The organism is Cryobacterium sp. TMT1-2-2 (assembly GCF_004403505.1).
GTDB classification, from domain to species: domain Bacteria; phylum Actinomycetota; class Actinomycetes; order Actinomycetales; family Microbacteriaceae; genus Cryobacterium; species Cryobacterium flavum.
Genome location: NZ_SOGS01000026.1, coordinates 214,937 through 231,062, shown reverse-complemented (window position 1 = coordinate 231,062; position 16,126 = coordinate 214,937). Strand labels below are relative to the sequence as shown.

The 16,126-nt window shown below is 63.9% G+C and carries 14 protein-coding genes and 1 pseudogene; 6 read left to right on the top strand and 9 right to left on the bottom strand.

The annotated features are described in order from the left end of the window. Positions 1 to 168 precede the first annotated feature (168 nt). The 5 genes from E3T35_RS17645 (at position 169) to E3T35_RS17625 (ending at position 7,936) form a co-directional block, all read left to right on the top strand. On the top strand, positions 169 to 2,025 hold the full coding sequence (locus tag E3T35_RS17645) for a hydantoinase/oxoprolinase family protein (protein WP_134380347.1): 1,857 nt from the start codon (positions 169 to 171) through the stop codon (positions 2,023 to 2,025). 53 nt (positions 2,026 to 2,078) lie between these two features. After that, positions 2,079 to 2,522 (top strand): acetone carboxylase subunit gamma, encoded by a 444-nt coding sequence (locus E3T35_RS17640; protein WP_241988900.1) that lies wholly within the window; start codon positions 2,079 to 2,081, stop codon positions 2,520 to 2,522. A gap of 2 nt (positions 2,523 to 2,524) precedes the next feature. Beyond that, on the top strand, positions 2,525 to 4,651 hold the full coding sequence (locus tag E3T35_RS17635) for a hydantoinase/oxoprolinase family protein (RefSeq protein WP_134380343.1): 2,127 nt from the start codon (positions 2,525 to 2,527) through the stop codon (positions 4,649 to 4,651). A 52-nt stretch (positions 4,652 to 4,703) separates the two neighbouring features. After that, positions 4,704 to 7,040, top strand: a complete 2,337-nt coding sequence (locus tag E3T35_RS17630) for a hydantoinase B/oxoprolinase family protein (RefSeq protein WP_134380341.1) — start codon at positions 4,704 to 4,706, stop codon at positions 7,038 to 7,040. A 98-nt stretch (positions 7,041 to 7,138) separates the two neighbouring features. Then, entirely contained in the window at positions 7,139 to 7,936 is a 798-nt protein-coding gene (locus E3T35_RS17625; RefSeq protein ID WP_134380339.1) for a hypothetical protein, read from the top strand. 39 nt (positions 7,937 to 7,975) lie between these two features. Here the strand turns inward: E3T35_RS17625 and E3T35_RS17620 are convergent, their stop codons facing one another. The 7 genes from E3T35_RS17620 to E3T35_RS17590 form a co-directional block, all read right to left on the bottom strand. Beyond that, entirely contained in the window at positions 7,976 to 8,695 is a 720-nt protein-coding gene (locus tag E3T35_RS17620; RefSeq protein WP_134380337.1) for a DUF2461 domain-containing protein, read from the bottom strand. A gap of 2 nt (positions 8,696 to 8,697) precedes the next feature. Beyond that, the gene (locus E3T35_RS17615) at positions 8,698 to 9,267 is read right to left on the bottom strand and encodes an HhH-GPD-type base excision DNA repair protein (protein WP_134346311.1); all 570 of its coding nucleotides are present in this window, start codon (positions 9,265 to 9,267) and stop codon (positions 8,698 to 8,700) included. Positions 9,268 to 9,401: 134 nt separating this feature from the next. Next, positions 9,402 to 9,797: a hypothetical protein gene (locus E3T35_RS17610; RefSeq protein ID WP_134380335.1), complete on the bottom strand. Its 396-nt coding sequence runs from the start codon at positions 9,795 to 9,797 to the stop codon at positions 9,402 to 9,404. Then, positions 9,794 to 10,348, bottom strand: a complete 555-nt coding sequence (locus E3T35_RS17605) for a TQO small subunit DoxD (RefSeq protein ID WP_134380333.1) — start codon at positions 10,346 to 10,348, stop codon at positions 9,794 to 9,796. Before E3T35_RS17605 ends, E3T35_RS17610 begins: the two co-directional genes overlap by 4 nt. Positions 10,349 to 10,359: 11 nt before the next feature. Continuing rightward, positions 10,360 to 11,349, bottom strand: a complete 990-nt coding sequence (locus E3T35_RS17600) for a radical SAM protein (protein ID WP_198421047.1) — start codon at positions 11,347 to 11,349, stop codon at positions 10,360 to 10,362. 2 nt (positions 11,350 to 11,351) lie between these two features. Further along, positions 11,352 to 12,176: a phosphate/phosphite/phosphonate ABC transporter substrate-binding protein gene (locus E3T35_RS17595; RefSeq protein WP_134380329.1), complete on the bottom strand. Its 825-nt coding sequence runs from the start codon at positions 12,174 to 12,176 to the stop codon at positions 11,352 to 11,354. A gap of 7 nt (positions 12,177 to 12,183) precedes the next feature. Continuing rightward, positions 12,184 to 13,317 carry an acyl-CoA dehydrogenase family protein gene (locus E3T35_RS17590; protein ID WP_198412712.1) on the bottom strand — a complete coding sequence of 378 codons (1,134 nt, stop codon included), beginning with the start codon at positions 13,315 to 13,317 and terminating at the stop codon, positions 12,184 to 12,186. Positions 13,318 to 13,533: 216 nt separating this feature from the next. Between E3T35_RS17590 and E3T35_RS19960 the strand changes: the two are divergent. Further along, positions 13,534 to 14,215 (top strand): annotated as a pseudogene (locus E3T35_RS19960) (transposase); the annotation flags it as partial. 71 nt (positions 14,216 to 14,286) lie between these two features. Here E3T35_RS19960 and E3T35_RS17580 read toward each other — a convergent pair. Together E3T35_RS17580 and ychF are read right to left on the bottom strand one after the other, a co-directional pair. Continuing rightward, complete coding sequence (locus E3T35_RS17580) at positions 14,287 to 14,961, bottom strand: SDR family oxidoreductase (protein ID WP_134380325.1); 675 nt, start codon at positions 14,959 to 14,961, stop codon at positions 14,287 to 14,289. 53 nt (positions 14,962 to 15,014) lie between these two features. Beyond that, the gene (gene ychF, locus E3T35_RS17575) at positions 15,015 to 16,088 is read right to left on the bottom strand and encodes a redox-regulated ATPase YchF (RefSeq protein ID WP_134346315.1); all 1,074 of its coding nucleotides are present in this window, start codon (positions 16,086 to 16,088) and stop codon (positions 15,015 to 15,017) included. Between the last annotated feature and the right edge of the window lie 38 nt (positions 16,089 to 16,126).

Below are 16,126 nucleotides of genomic sequence, written 5' to 3'. Positions count from 1 at the left end.
ATCTACTCCCTTGTGGACTCTGCAAGCATGCCCTCTGCGACCCCCCGAGCGCTAGCGGTGCGGTGTCCCAATGTGGGACACGCCACGTTGTGACTGCGGGGTCATTCTTGCTGGAGTGACTCCCCAGGGAGCATCGGACACTCACAACTGCATCGCAAAGGAGCGCTCATGGAACGATTGATCAACATCGACAACGGTGGAACCCTCACCGACATTGTCGTCGCCAGCGGCACGGATTTCACGTTCACCAAGACCCTCACCACCCCGGTCGACCTGTCGCAGTGTCTGTTCGACGCGATGACCAAGGCATCCGCTCAGCTGTTCGGCGACGCAAACCTGGCCGAACTGCTGCACTCGACCCAGCACATCCGCTATTCGTCGACACAGGGCACGAATGCGCTCGTGCAGCGCAAGGGCCCGATGATCGGGCTGATCACCGACGATCCTTCCCTGCCGGGCGCGCTCGGCACGTCGGTTGACACGGCGGGGCTGTTTCTGGATCTGATCGGCGCCCGCGTCGGTATTATCGCCGCCGAAGGCGCTCCGGAGGACCTCGCCCAGCAATTCGTCGCCGAGATCAACCGGCTGACCACTGCCGGCGCTGAGCGGCTCGTCGTCGCCGGCTTGAGCGCCGAGCGCGAGCACCTGTTCAAGCGCACCATGCTCAAGAATTTTCCCCGCCACCTGCTCGGTTCGGTGCCGATTCTGTTCTCGCGTGAGTTTGCTTCGGACACCTCCCGCCAGCGCCAGGTCTGGTCGGGCATTCTCAACTCCTTCTTGCACCCGACGGTCGAGCGTTTTCTGTACAGCGCCGAACACCGGCTGCGCGCCTACAAGGTGAAGAACCCGCTGCTGATCTACCGCAACGACGGTGCCTCCTCCCGCGTGGCCAAGTCGGTCGCCCTCAAGACCTATTCCTCCGGACCACGCGGCGGACTCGAGGGCACGCGCGCCCTCGCCGAGGCCTACGGGCTCGACAACGTGCTCATGATCGACGTCGGCGGGACCACAACGGATGTCGGCGCCGTCGCCAATTCCACTATCGCCGTCGACCGGCGCGGATCGATCCAGGGAGTCGACATCTCCTATGAGATGAGCGATGTGCGTTCAACCGGCGTCGGCGGCAGCTCGATCATCGCCGTGCACGACGGCGAGATCACCGTCGGACCGGAGAGTGTCGGCGCCGCGCCGGGGCCGGCCTGCTTCGGTTTCGGCGGAACGTCGGCCACGATCACCGATGTCAACCTGTTGCTCGGCGTGCTCGACCCGGCCACCTACCTGAATGGTGAGATGGCCCTCGACGCCGCACGATCGCGGGCGGTCATCGCGAAGACCGTTGCCGATCCGCTCGGAATCAGTCTCGAGGGAGCGCTGATTCGCATGGAGGCCAGCTACTCCAGCCATCTGGCCCGGTCCTTCGCCGACTTGGTCAGCCCAACCGGCGAGACGACCGTCGCCGCGTTCGGCGGTGGCGGACCGATGAACGCCTGCAGCGCCGCACGCATTGCCGGGGCACACCGGGTGCTTGTGCCGAGGCTCGCCGCGGTGTTTTCCGCCTACGGCATCAGCTTTTCCGACATCGCGCAGTCCTACGAAACCAGCGTGACGGGTTTCTCCGCTGCCGAGGTCGCTGCGGTGCGCATGTCAATGCAAGCGGATGCCGGAAAGGACATGTTCCAGGAGGGGCACGATTTGAGTGAGTGCGAACTCGACTGGTCGACGATCGTCGAAGATGAAGAAGAGATCCTGACGCTCAAGGCCACCTTCCGGCTGCCGCACCCGACGATCGCCAGCGGGGTGCCCGCTGCGGCGAGCGCCGCCGTCGCCGCCGGAACCCGGCAGGTGCGCTCGACTTCCACTCAGATCGACAGCGTTGCCGTCTACCAACTCGACGACCAGAAGCCCGGTGCCACGGCGGCCGGACCGGCCATTGTCGAGGGACCGTTCTTCACCGCGCGCGTGCCGCTCGGCTGGACTCTCACGGTCTCCACCGCCGGCGATCTGCAACTCGCCGACACGCTCTGACCCTCAACCCACTCGTGTTTCCCAAGGAAGGTACAAACACAATGCGCGTTCCCATGACCGAATACCTGCTCATCGACCTCGACACGGAGCGGTGGATCTGCCGCGTCTGCGCCCACGACTTCGGCGACGCCCGCGGCAACTACAAGGAAGGCACCCTCGTCTACGACCGGGACCCCCGGGAAATTCACCCCCCGGTGATTGACCCGGAAAAGTACGAGTTCACTTTCTCGCCCGACCCCACCTTCTGCCGCATTCTGGAGTTTTACTGCCCCACCTGCGGCACGCAGATCGAGGCGGAATACCTGCCGCCAGGGCACCCGCCGACCGTCGACATGCTCTGGGACATCGATTCGCTGCGTGAAAAGTGGGAGGCCCACGGTGGTAACCCCGAAGAGGTCGTCAACTATGGTCCGGGCGAAAACGCTGAGACCGACCTCAGCGCTCGGTTCGATTCCGTGTCCGCACACTCCCACTCGCACCGCACCGAAGGGCGCTGACCGTGAAACGCATATCCGTGGACATTGGCGGCACCTTCAGCGACTGTTTCTTCGTCTGGGATGACGTCTACATCGAGTCGAAGGCGCTGACCACCCACCACAACCTCGCTCTCGGCTTCAACGAAGCCCTCGACCGGGCCTGCGATCGGGCCGGCATCAGCCGCGAGACCGCGCTCAAAGAGGTCGACTCGGTGCGTTACGCCACTACCCTCGGCACCAACGCCCTGATCGAGGGCAAGGGGCCACGGGTCGCGGCCATCGTCACCCACGGCTTCGAAGACACCATCCCACTCTCCCGCGGCCGCGGCTACGGCGAGGGACTCGACGGGGTCAAGCAGGGCGATATGCCCGATGCCCAGAGGCCCGACCCGCTCGTGCCGCGCCGGCTCATCCGCTCTGTGAAAGAACGCATCGACTCGGTCGGTGAGGTGCTCGTGCCGCTGATGTACGACGACGTGCGCACCCAGGTACGCGAACTCGTCGACAACGGTGCCGAAGCCATCGTCATTGCGCTGACCAACGCCACCGAGAACTCGGTACACGAGGATCGCATTCTGGAGATCATCCTTGACGAGTACCCCACGCACGAGCTTGGGTCGATTCCCGTGCTGCTGAGCAGCCAGGTATCTGGCCGTAAGGGCGAATACGTGCGGGCCATGGCCACCATTGTCGATGCCTTTCTGCACCAGACCATGTTTCACGCGCTCAACCAACTCTCCAACAACCTGCGTGACTCCGGTTATGAGAAGCCGATGCTCGTCATCCACAATTCGGGCGGCATGGCGCAGCCCAATTCAACGGATGCCCTGCAGACGATTCACTCCGGACCGATCGCCGGCGTCGGCGCGGCCCAGCACCTGTCCGAATCGACCGGGCTCGGCGACGTCGTGTCGATGGACATGGGTGGTACCTCGTTCGACATCGGGCTGGTACCCGAGGGAGGGGTACGGCACTACGACTTCCAACCCACCATCGGGCGTTGGATGGTCTCGGCACCGATGATCCACCTCAACACCCTCGGTGCTGGTGGCGGCTCGATCGCCGCCTACAACCGCATTCACCACGCGATCCAGATCGGGCCCGAATCGGCCGGAAGCGACCCCGGACCGGCCTGCTACGACCGTGGCGGTTTGCGTCCAACGGTCACCGATGCCGACCTAGTGCTCGGCTACCTCGACCCCGACAACTACGCCAACGGGCACATCAAGCTCAACAAGAAGCGATCGATCTATGTGATCGACGAGACGCTCAGCGACGAGCTCGACCTCGACGCCGTCGAGGTGGCCAAGGTGATCAAGAAGACCGTCGACGAGCAGATGGCGATCGGTATCGAGAAAGAGCTGCGCTCGCGCGGCGGCCTCATCGAGGACTACACGATGCTGGCTTATGGCGGCAACGGCCCGCTGCACGCCTGCGGTATCGCGGCGAGCGCCGGTATCAGCCGCATCCTGTTTCCGCCCTTCGCGTCGGTGTTTTCGGCGCTCGGAGCCGGCAACATGCGACCGCTGCACATTCACGAGCGCAGCGCCTACGTCGTGCTCTACGAAGCCATTAAGCGCAGCCTGTACAACCAGTACGACGCGCTCAACGGGTACATCGAGGAGCTTGAGGCCAAGGGCGCCGAAGACCTCGTGCGCCAGGGCTACGATCGCGCCGACGTGCGCTACCGGCTCGAAATGGACATGCGATACGGCAACCAACTCGTCACAACGGCCGTAGCGTTCGACATCAACCGGGTCAACGGGGTCGCCGATGTGCTGCACCTGATCAAAACGTTCTCCGAGATCTTTGGCGAGCGTTATGGCGAGGGGACCCAGGCACCGGAGGCAGGCATCCGCGTACAGACGATTCGAGTGGCGTCGTTCATCGAGGGCGAAGTCATCAAGTTCGAGTCGATCAAGATCGGCGGCGAGAAGTCCAAGCCGGCGCCGGTCTCACACCGTACGGTGCACTTCACCAGCATTGCCGGCCCGGTCGACACCCCCGTTTACGATGCCGAGGCGCTCCACCACGAATACGTGATTCACGGTCCGGCGATCGTCACGACCGAGAACACCACCTATCTGGTGGAACCGGGCTGGCGCCTGGAGCCGACCGTGCAGGGAGCGGTATGGCTGCTCAGCGACTAAGCGTTCCCACCATCCCCGTCACATTTCGCATAAGCAAAGGAGCTTGAGCACCATGACACTGACAATTGACGAATTCGTACCAAGCAGTGGAAACGACGACGGCGCAGCCCAGCTGCTGACCGAGCAGGAACAGCAGTGGGTCGACAAGTTCATGGACGAGACCACTCTCTTTCTCGGACCTGACCCGGCCATCATGCGCCACCACGAAATCATGCCACGTACCGCCTACGAGGAGAAGTGCATCTCGCAAGGCATCGACCCGCTGGAGATCGACCGTATCCGCAAGCGCCTGGCCGGCGCCCTCGACGAAGCGTTCGAAATGTGCGAGAGCATGGGCGCCGCTCCCGGCGCCAAATGGGCGGACCTGTCCTGCGCGGTCTACACCGCCGAGGGTGACGTCACCTACCTCTCCAACCGTGGTGTGATCGCATTCTCCTCGGTGCTGCACCACCCCATCCGTTACATCATGAAGAACTGGAAGGATGAGCCCACCGTCGGTATCAACGAGGGTGACGGTTTCTTCCACAACGACTCCCGCTTCGGCATGGTGCACAACACCGACCAATCGATGCTCGTACCGGTCATTCGCGGCGGCATCATCATCGCCTGGGTCGGCGCGACCATTCACGAGGGTGAAAACGGCGCCTGCGAGCCGGGCGGTATGCCCAGCGGCTCGGAGACACCGTTCGACGACGGCTTGCGGGCCTCGCCGATCAAGATCGTGGAAAAGGGCCACCTGCGGCGCGACTTGCTGACTTTTCTGCAGCACTCGACCCGCGACCCGAAACTCATGCTCGCCGACATCAAGGTGAAAATGGGCGCCGTGCGCCGCATCATGGACACCGTCGACCGCCTCATCGACGAGGTCGGGCAGGAGACATTCGTTGCCTCTCTGCGCGTCACCGTGGAAGACGTTGAAACCGAGGTGCGTCGCCGCATCGGCGAACTACCCGACGGCACGGTTACTTTCAACCAGTTCGTCGATTCAACGCTGAAAGAAAATATTTTGATCAAGTTCGCCTGCAAGATCACCATCAAGGGCGAGCGTATGATCGTAGACCTCACCGGTACCGGCCCCGAAATTCTCAACCGTGCCATCAACTCGCCACTCGCCTCAACCAAGGCGTTCATGGTGCAGGCGATTCTGTCGTACTGGTGGCCCGACCTGCCCCGCTCCACCGGCGCCATGAGCCCGATTGAAGTCATCACCGAAGAGCACAGCTGGGCGGATGCCGGTTACGACGCCCCCGTAGGCCAGTCGCTGCAAGCCTCCTTCCGCGGCTTCTCCGCGCTGCAGAGTGCGTTTGCCAAAATGCAGTTCTCGGCACCGCAGAAATACTCCAACGTCGTCGCGCCCTGGTTCAACCAGATCAACGACTTTCTCTGGGGCGGCACCACCCAAAACGGCGAACAGGTCGGCAACCTCTGCGCCGACCTGAACGGCATGGGCGGCGGAGCGAAAGCGTTCCGTGATGGCGAGGATGCTGTTGCCCCGCTGTTCTGCGCGATGGCCGACATCGGCGAGCAGGAAGTGATGGAAGAGGAAGTCCCCTTTCTCCAGCTGGTCAGTAAGCGTCTCGTTCGTGACAATCAGGGCTTCGGCAAGTTTCGCGGCGGCATGGGTTACGAAATGATGGTCGCCTCGCGCGGCACACCCAGCTGGGGTTTCATGACCGTCACGAGCGGATCGAAGTTCTCCTCCGTGCCCGGCATGTTCGGTGGCTACGGTTGCCCCGTGTATCCCCTCGCGATGGTGAAAAATGTCAACATCTACGACATCATCAAAAAGGACCCGACGCAGTTCAACCTCTCGATGGAACGAGTGATGAACGAGCAGCCGTTTGAGGGCGGCGACTACCAGTCCTCGCACATGGGGTTGCAGTTCGACGTGGCGAAGGAGGGCGAGCTCTACATGATCGCCCAGGGAGCGGGCGGCGGCTACGGCGACGTGCTCGAGCGCGACCCTGAGCTCGTGGTGACCGACCTGGAACTCGACCGCATCAGCGCCCACACGGCGTCGACCATGTACGGCGTGGTCTGGGAGCCCGGCACCTACGTCGTGCACGAGCACCAGACGGCCGAGCTGCGGGCACAGATGCGGCGCGATCGTATTTCGCGCGGCACTCCCTACAAGGAGTTCGTGCAGAAGTTCGTGCAGGAAGAACCGCCGGCCGAGCTGCACTACTTCGGTTCCTGGGGCCAGGACGACGACGAAAATCTGATTGCCACCCACTGGGGTGGAGCCGAGCCGGAACGGGTCAAGGGCAAGCTCGCCGAACTCCCGCTGATCATGATTCCGGACCGTCGGGTTCTCAAGATCGGCAAGCTCGAAGCCCGCGTGCGGGAACTTGAGAAGAAGTACGGCGAAGTCGTCGCGCACAAGTCCTAATATCCACCTGCTGACCCGCGGCTGCGGGGCCGTCTCCTTACGGCCCCGCAGCCGCGGGTCGAACGTTTTGTTTGTTTGATTGATTGATGGGAGATACCGTGACGATTTCGCTGGATGAGTTTCTGGCCGCGCCCGCATCGGGCCGCCGTCGGGCAGTGGCGCTGGACAGCCACGACTATGCCCAATCCGTGTTCTTGCAGGGCAAGCCCGTGCCGTGGCAGGAACCGATGGCCTTCGCCAATTTTTTCGGCCAGGTCCAGGGCGTTCTCAAGTCTGACCTCGCGCTGCTGAGCCTCGACCGGTTCTACGAGCAACGTGTCGCCGCCGACCCGAAGCTGCAAGCGGCGATGGGTGCCAAATCCCGCACCGGCTTTGCCCTCCGCGCCCTGCTCAACGATGCCGAGACGACCGCGTTCGTCGTCGAACTAGCCACCGTTTTCAGTCAGACCCAGCGGGTACCGGTCGTGCTGCAGATTCCGTCGCCGATGCAGTGGCTGGCGCGCACGCATCCGTTTTCGGGGTCGGACGACGTCTCGGGGCTTGACGCCGACAATGCCGAGAACGCCTCCATGTATGTCGCCGACTGGCTGCGCGGATTCGCCGCCCTGCCGTTGATGGCGGTGCTGCTGGATGATCGTGGCCCCGCTCTCGAGCCGGTGCCGCTGTCGACCTATTCGCCGATCACGAACGTGACCGACCACTACCGCTGGGCGCTCGGCCAACGGCACGACGATCGCGTGGAACTGCACGGCAGCCCTCTGACCGGCGCGGTGATCGGCGCGGATTTCTGGTCGAGCGACGCCGGCACGCTGCCGGACGGCGATTTTCTGGTGGGCGAAGTGCCGCAGCACGCCGTTCCGGAGCGAGTGCTCAGTCGCATCACGGCGCTGGTCTAGCCGGCGCTGGCTTGCGGGCATCCGTTCGGTCGGTCGCGGTCAGGCGGAGCGACGCCGACCCACGGCCGCTTCCTGCTCGAGCGGGGTGGCCGTGGCCAGCGGAATGTTCAGAAAGTCAACGACCGGCTGGATTGCTCGAAAGCGTTCGATGACGAGGTCGGTAAAATTGTCATCGAGGGCCTTGTCGCCGGGCAAGTGTGAAAACACCGCCCAGCTGCGATTGAGCAGCAGGTCACCCGCTGGATGGTCGATCGGAAAGCTTCGCGGCGGGCGGGTGAGCTTGTTGCCGCCGAACGGCTCGGCCAGTTGGGCGAGCGCGGGCGCGGCGAGCAGAGAACGCAGCTTCAGGTGATGCTCGAGCACATAGTCGCGAATAGCCCGCAACTGCGGCGGCTGTGGGCTGTAGGCGCCTCCTGCCACCAGCACGCCGTGCACCCCGACCTGTAGAAAGAGTCCAGCCCCTCCGGCTTTCTCCAACCCCTGCCGTGGCCAGGAGGCGGCCAGATGCGTCTTGTACGGCGTCTTGTCGTGGGAAAAACGCACATCGCGATAGATGCGCAACATGGCCTTGTTCGGCGGGCGGATATAGTCACCGGCGAAGTCGCCCATCGCCCGGTTGAGGGACTCGATGACCGCGAGCATCCGCTCTTTCACCTCAACCTCGTAGATCGCTTTGTGTTCCTGAAACCACTCGCGTTCGTTGCGGTGCTCGAGTTCGTCAAGAAAATCGAAGGTCGCCGCGCTGAAGTGCGCACCCACCGCTACGCCTTCGCCGCCGCTTTGGCGGCCCGCTTGGTCTCGCGCACGCGAGTGAGTGATTCGGGGTCGACGATGTCGGCCACCGATCGGAACGACCCTTCTTCCCCATAGGGAGCGGATGCCTCGCGCCAGCCGTCCGCGTCGACCCCGAGCCGCTTGCCGAGAAGCGCGAGAAAGATCTTCGCCTTCTGCTCGCCGAACCCGGGCAGCGCCTTGAGCCGGCGCAGGATCTCCGGGCCGGCCGGGTCGTCAGCGGTCCAGATAGACGCCGTGTCGCCGTTCCAGTCGCGGACGATGACCGCGGCGACCTCCTGCACGCGTTTGGCCATCGAGCCCGGAAAACGGTGCACGGCCGGTGACTGGCGGAACACCTCCACAAAGGCCTCGGCGTCGTAGGCCGCGATCGTGGCCGGGTCGAGTGCGCCAATGCGGCCGTGAATCTTAGCCGGGCCAGCGAAGGCAGTCTCCATGGCAATCTGCTGGTCGAGGAGCATGCCCACAAGCAGGGCGAACGGGTTCTCGCTGAGCAGGGTGTCTGCTGCGGCATCGCCGGTGAGGTGCAGTGTCGTCATTCGCCCAGTCTGCCACTGCGCCACTGAACCGCTAAACCGCTGAGTCGCCGCGTCGCCGACAACGCGCGCGCCATCAACCACGCAGAGAAGCCGTCGGCCGTGCGTTGGGAAGACGGTCGTGTCGCCGACGCGCCTTATACGGTCGATGGCATCGGCCGCGAGGTAATCCAGATCGCGACCAAGGCGGCGCCGAACCCGACCATCAGCGCGGCGGCGTTCACTGAACCGGAAATGATACCGATCGTTTGCGCGTAGGTCACCAGCCGCACCAGACCCGCGACGATCAGAATCGCGCCGGCCACGAGAAGCAGCACGGGCATGCGCAGCGCGCAGCCCAGTGCGGCTAGAGCGGCCAAACCGACCAGCAGTAACCCTTGTATGAGGTTCACCGAAACAAAATGCAACGGTGTGTAGTCCACGAGGGAGAACAATGCGCTGAGCGCGGTGAACCCGGCGACGAGCAGACCGCGGGTACGCCAACTCAAGGCGCGGGGAACGCGTACCGGTGCGGTGCCGTCGGGAGCGTTCACGAGACCGCCATCGCCAGCCGGGCCACCGGGCCCGAGCGGAGGGACCAGCGGGGGCGAAGCAGTCCATCGACTCCCGTGACACGCCCGGCGGCGGTGGCGAGGATCACGAATTGGGCTGCAAACATCAGGTAATAGCTCCAGTGCCACTCCATCGGTGTGTTCAGCACCGAGAGCGTGATTGCGATCGTCTGCAGTATTCCAACGATCGCCCAGAAGCGAGTCAGGAGCCCGACCAGCAGGAACGCACCGAGGCAGAATTCTGCGAGGAGTACCGCCCAGCCGAACAGAGCGAAGTTCGGCAAGATGACGTTCTGCACCAGCCAGGTAAAGGGCGCCAGAACCGGGTTCTCCACGGCGTAATTCGTGTACTGATACAGCCCGTTGCCCGCTTCTTGACCGAAGTCGGGCGGTCTTTTCCAGTTCACGTTCTGCAGCCACATCAGCCCCACAGCGATCCGCACGGCCGCGAGCACCACGCGAGTTGGCCGGCCGGCAGCGATGGCGTTGACGTCCAGTGCCTTGGCGTTCACTGGCGTTCCGATACCCGTCATGGTGTTCCTATTCAGGCGCAGGCGAAGAGAGTTGACGCGGCCGTCATCGACGACCACTGCTCGGCGAAGAGGTCACTGACCCGGTCGAGAGAAGGAGCGAGCGGCAGAATCTGCCGGCTGACGAGGGCATCCTCATCGAGTGCAGCGACCGGATGCCAGTAGATGCCGTCGGCCGTCACAGTCACCTCGGGAATTAGCGACTCCCGCGAGAATGCGAACCCGTCATCGGCGACCCCTTGGAGGGCGATCGGACGGATCACCTGATCGGCCCGCGGAATCCCGAGCCCATCGAACAGCGCGTGCAGCTCATCCAATGCTGGGTCATCGTGCGCCGAGATGGTCGCGGCGACCCGCACGGTGAAGCCCTCGTCGAGTGCCACCCGAATGCCGGCTAGCGCCCGCTTCCAGCTCCCAACGCCGCGGTGCGAGTCGTGTACCTCCGCGGTCGGCGAGTCCACGCTGATCTGCAGAGCGAAGCCAGCGCGCGGCATCGCCTGCAGCTTGCGCAGTCCCTGACCACGAAACAGCATCCCGTTGGTTAACAGCGTGGTCGGCAGCCGGTCGACGCAGGACCGCACGATCGCATCGATATCGGGCAGCAGGAATGGCTCACCGCCGGTGAGGTAGAGCTCGCGCACGCCCCACGCTGCGGCTTCGGCAACGAGGGCTTCAATCGTCTCGATTCCCAGCAGCCGCGGATCGGCTCTCGGTGAAGACGCCACACAGCAGTAATCGCAGGCCAGGTTGCAATGAAAATTGGTATAGAGCCACAGCCGGGCTCCGGGCATCCGATCGGCGGGGATCATCGTCGCCGGGTTGCGCGGTCGTCCGCGACCGACGGTGACGTAACCGGCATCCTGCTCGACCATCATTGTGCTGACCACCGTGTTGCCGGTCTTCGCGCACCACCGGCGCACCAAGTCCAGTTCGCTCGCCGACGCCACCGGGAACTCGGCGGTGTCCCCCTCGGCCAACTGTTCGACGGTGCGCATGAGCGCCATGACTACCATCGGGAATCGACGCCCTGCTCAGCAATCGCCTCGAAGAGGCCGGCGTAGCCGTCAAGGTGTGGCTCGACCCACTGGGTGAGCCCTTCCAGTTCAAGGATGCGCCGGTGCGCGGGCACCTCCCAGTCCATAGCGAGCAACTTTGCCACCCACGGAGCACTCACCGCATCGGGAAGCGTGTCCATGGCGGTGAACATGCAGTGCGAGTAGGTCTCGGTCTGCCAGACCTGTTCCAGCATCCCGGGCATCAGCTCACCGCGGCCAATGTTCTCCCAGACCGTGATGCCGATAGCGGCGACGTCGGCGTCCCCGGCAAGAACCGCGTCGATCGCGTCCAGCTCGCTTCGCCCGGTGTCACCATGCTTGCCGATGTCACTATCGAAGCGTTTCAGCTGCATGTGGTCCACATTCACGCCGGCCGCGCGAAGGTAGTGCAGGGGCAAGATCGCGGCGTGCGCGGAGTCCGCCGAGCCGAGTGCCAGCCGCCGGGCGCCGATGTCGCCGGGACCCGACCATCCGCTGCCCGCCGCCGCCACGAACACCGTCGAGAACGCAGCGTCGGTGTCGCGCATCGCGAGCGCCCGCACGTGCCCATCGGTTTGCAGCACGGTGCGAGCATAAGCCAGGTTGGTATTCCACGCGATGTCAATCATTCCGGCCCGCAAAGCGTCGACCAGACGGCCGTAGTTGGAGAACAGCACGAAATCCATGGCCGTGTCGGGCTCGTCAAAGTAATCACGGATGCCCTCCCAGATGGGAACGACATTGGGCGTATACGCGACGGCTCCGACGAGCAGGGGCGCTCCGATTAGTTGTGACATCCGGCGCTCAGAACAGGGGAAGGCCGGTGAGGGCCTTGCCGTAGAAGTCGTAGAGCACGTCGGCCGTGGGGGCCATGACCGAGCCGGCCCGCGCATCCCGAAATGCTCGCTCGATGGGAAGATGTTTCGAGAATGCCGCACCGCCGCAGACCCGCATCGCCGATTCGGTAATCGTCAGCGCGGCGTCGTTCGTCGAGGCTTTCACCCCGAGCACGAACAATCCGGTGTCGTCAGCGGGACTCGCTACCCGTGCCGCCGCCAGAGCCAGGTAGGCACCCTGGGCCGCAAGCGCAATGCTCATCTTCGCCACCTGAGCGCGAATGGTCGGTAACGCCGACAGCGCCTGATCCAGATGCTCCAACCGGGTCCCAGTCACATGGGTCGTCGCCGCATCCACCGCGGTCCGCGAGAGCCCGAGCGACACTGCCGAGTTGCCCAGGTTGAACCACGGCAGCACGGTGGCCATCATGGTGCCGAACCCGCTCCCCGCCTCGCCGATGCGATAGCCGGATGGAATCTTCACCGACACCGACATCGGGCTCGACGCGTTGCCACGCAGCCCAAGCCCTCGCCAGGGGCCGGCGATCTCCAGACCGGGGGTGGCTGAGGGGATCGCGTACAGGTCGACGGTCTCTGGGTCGACAGCGCTCTTCGACGACATGACGTAGACGTCTGCGTGACCGGCCGAGGTTACCCAGCTCTTGTAGGCGGAAAAGCGCAGATCGTCGCCGTCGGTGACGGATTCCGACACGGGGGCCCAGAAGTGCGACCGCGATCCTTTTTCACTGAAGGCGAGCGTGCCGAGCACCTCGCCCGACGCCATTCGCGACAGGAGGTCCGGCATCGCGGTCGGAGGGGCGGATGCCACTGTCACCGCCGCCGCGACGTGCATCAGGTAGATCATCGCGGTCGAGCCGCAGGCCGCAGCGATGGAGCCGACCACCTGGATAAACTCGGTCGGACCGGCGCCCATGCCCCCGGCGTCCTCGCTGATCACCAGCCCGAGCAGCCCACTCCGGCGCAGCGCCTCGACCGCAGCGATCGGATACGTACCGTCTGTATCGACCTGTTCGGCGTGAGCGGCGGCCACTGCCGTCACCTCCGCAACGGTCTCGTCGAGAGTCGTCTGTGTCATGGTCATCCGGTCTCCTAGCATCGTCGCTGAAGTTTCTCGCCGCCACTACCGCGGTGCCGACCAGGTAAGTATTGCGTATCGAGATGCCAAATCAAAGAGAATGATTTTTGGCTCACCTGAAGTATCCGTGGGTTCGTTGGGAGCGCCTTAACGGCCGCACGCGGCTCTCCTCCTAGGTTTCTAACTGTCAAAGGTAAGAAACTCGGGAACGGAAAAAGCGGCATGCGAGCACGGAGAATATGGCGAACTCTCCTCGGTGTCGAGAACACGTTCGTCGAGGACGTCGATCTTGATCTGGAGGGCAGGATTTTGATCGCGTTGGTGCGTCCGATGGCGTCGAAACGGAACCGATGCGGGTCCTGTCAGAAGCGCAGCCCACGCTGCGACCTCGGTGACGGGCGGCGTCGCTGGCGGGGGTTGGACGTGTGCTCAATTCAAGTTCACCTTGAAGCTGACGCGCCGCGTGTGTCCTGCCGCGTCCACGATGTGACCGTCGCCGGCGTGCGGTGGGCCCGGCACCAGAGCGGTCAGACCCTATTTTTTGACGACCAAGTCCCATGGCTGGCCACACAAACGTCCAAGACCGCCCTCCCTGTGCTGATGCGCATCGCGGATCGGAATTGACAAGATCAGTTAAAAGCGCGGCCACAGGTATTTGACCTGCGTCGTCGACCACGATTCCGGCCGTCTTGTGTGGGCAGCACCGGGCCAGGACAAAGCCACCCTCGCGACATGTATCGACGCGTTAGGACCGGAGCGGTCGGCCCAGATCACGCATGTTTCTGCCGATGGTGCAGCCTGGATCGCCAGTGTTGTCGCGGACAAAGCCCCCAACGCCATCCGCTGCGCCGACCCGTTCCACGTCGTGAAATGGGCCGCCGAAACCCGCGATGACGTCCGCCGAACCGATCAACGTCAGAGAATTGACTTTGCTCTCGTCCTACAGTCCGATTGAGAATAGAGACAGCTACTGCCCTACTCCCGACCGTCCTCAAGCGGGATGAGCATGGTGCGGAACGGACCGGCAACGGCGTGGAGGTCCCAGATGCGATCGGCGACCCCATCGATGCCGTTGGCAAGCTGAAGCTGTGGGATGCCGCCGGGAATCACAAGTTGGTTGACACGGATCCCCTCACCCGCGAGGGCATCGTGGAGCATCTCGCCGTAGGCGCTCTCGGCCGGGAAGGCGACCGATGTGCCGGCGAAGTCGGCGCGGGCCTTCACGGAGGTTCCACCGTTGATCATGATGATGCTTCCGCTACCTGCCTGACGCATCGCCGGGAGCACTGCACGCACCGCGTGGATGAGCCCGAGGGCCGAGAACTGCAGGGCCTCTAACGCCAGCTCGGGAGTCATCTCAAGCACCGGCTTCAGGTAGTCGCGCGACGGGAGCGGGCTATATTGCAGCGCGGTGATGGGCCCGAGTTCTGCCGCCGCGTTCTCAAGGGCAGCTTCGAGTGACGCCGGCGTGCGGACATCCGCAGCGTAAGCACTCGCGGTGAAGCCGGCAGTGGTGAGCTCGGCTGCCATGGCGTCTAGTTTCGACGGGTTCCTGGCGATCAGGGCAATTGAGAAGCCTTCGCGCCCGAACCTTCGCGCAACTGCTGCGCCGAGTCCCAGTCCGGCTCCGATGATGGCGATGACAGGCACGATGGTCTCCTTCGATTGATGTTGCTGTGATAACGATCGCGAAAAGGTCGAGCTTAGACGTTGAAGCGGAACTCCACCACGTCGCCGTCCTGCATGACGTATTCCTTGCCCTCGATACGGGCCTTGCCCTTGGAACGGGCCTCGGCGATCGAACCGGCGGCCATGAGGTCTTCGAAGGAGAAGATCTCGGCCTTGATAAAGCCCTTCTGGAAGTCGGTGTGAATGACTCCGGCGGCCTGCGGCGCGGTCCAGCCCTTGTGGATGGTCCAGGCACGGCATTCTTTCGGACCTGCCGTGAGGTAGGTCTGCAGGCCGAGGGTGTCGAAGCCGATGCGGGCGAGCTGGTCGAGACCGCTCTCGGCCTGGCCGGTCGAGGCGAGCATCTCAGCGGCGTCTTCGGCGTCGAGTTCGCTCAGTTCGCTCTCGAGCTTGGCGTCGAGGAACACGGCGTTCGCCGGAGCGACGAGCGCGGCGAGGGTGTCGAGCTTGGCCGGGTCCTGCAGCACGGCCTCGTCCACGTTGAAGACATAGATGAAGGGCTTAGCGGTGAGCAGGCCGAGTTCACGGATCGGCTCGATGTCCAGTGTGGCGGAGGACAGCGGCTGGCCGCCGTCGAGGATGGCCTGCGCCTTGAGTGCGGTCTCCAGAACGAGCGGCGGCAGCTTCCGCCCCTTGACCTCTTTCTCGAAGCGCAGCACGGCCTTCTCGAGGGTCTGCAGGTCGGCGAGGATCAGCTCGGTATTGATGGTTTCCATGTCGCCGGCCGGGTTGACCTTGCCGTCGACGTGCACCACGTCGGGGTCGGCGAATCCGCGAATGACCTGGGCGATGGCATCCGCTTCGCGAATGTTGGCGAGGAACTTGTTACCGAGCCCCTCACCCTCGCTCGCGCCACGCACGATGCCGGCGATGTCGACGAACGACACCGGTGCCGGCAGCAGGGTCTTGCTGCCATAGATTGTCGCCAGGTCGGCCAGGCGCGAATCGGGAAGGTTCACGATTCCAACGTTTGGCTCGATCGTGGCGAATGGGTAGTTCGCTGCGAGCACGTTGTTCTTGGTCAGGGCGTTGAACAGGGTTGACTTGCCCACATTGGGGAGTCCGACGATTGCAATTGTAAGAGCCACGAGAGACTATTCTACCGGCCACGTCTGCGCGGGCTCTG

Excerpts from the sequence above, each read along its gene's own strand:
- E3T35_RS17590 (WP_198412712.1), bottom strand. The coding sequence starts at position 13,317 with ATGACCATGACACAGACGACTCTCGACGAGACCGTTGCGGAGGTGACG.
- E3T35_RS17630 (WP_134380341.1), top strand. The coding sequence starts at position 4,704 with ATGACACTGACAATTGACGAATTCGTACCAAGCAGTGGAAACGACGAC.
- E3T35_RS17640 (WP_241988900.1), top strand. The coding sequence starts at position 2,079 with ATGACCGAATACCTGCTCATCGACCTCGACACGGAGCGGTGGATCTGC.
- E3T35_RS17605 (WP_134380333.1), bottom strand. The coding sequence starts at position 10,348 with ATGACGGGTATCGGAACGCCAGTGAACGCCAAGGCACTGGACGTCAAC.
- E3T35_RS17600 (WP_198421047.1), bottom strand. The coding sequence starts at position 11,349 with ATGGCGCTCATGCGCACCGTCGAACAGTTGGCCGAGGGGGACACCGCC.
- E3T35_RS17615 (WP_134346311.1), bottom strand. The coding sequence starts at position 9,267 with ATGACGACACTGCACCTCACCGGCGATGCCGCAGCAGACACCCTGCTC.
- E3T35_RS17645 (WP_134380347.1), top strand. The coding sequence starts at position 169 with ATGGAACGATTGATCAACATCGACAACGGTGGAACCCTCACCGACATT.
- E3T35_RS17595 (WP_134380329.1), bottom strand. The coding sequence starts at position 12,176 with ATGTCACAACTAATCGGAGCGCCCCTGCTCGTCGGAGCCGTCGCGTAT.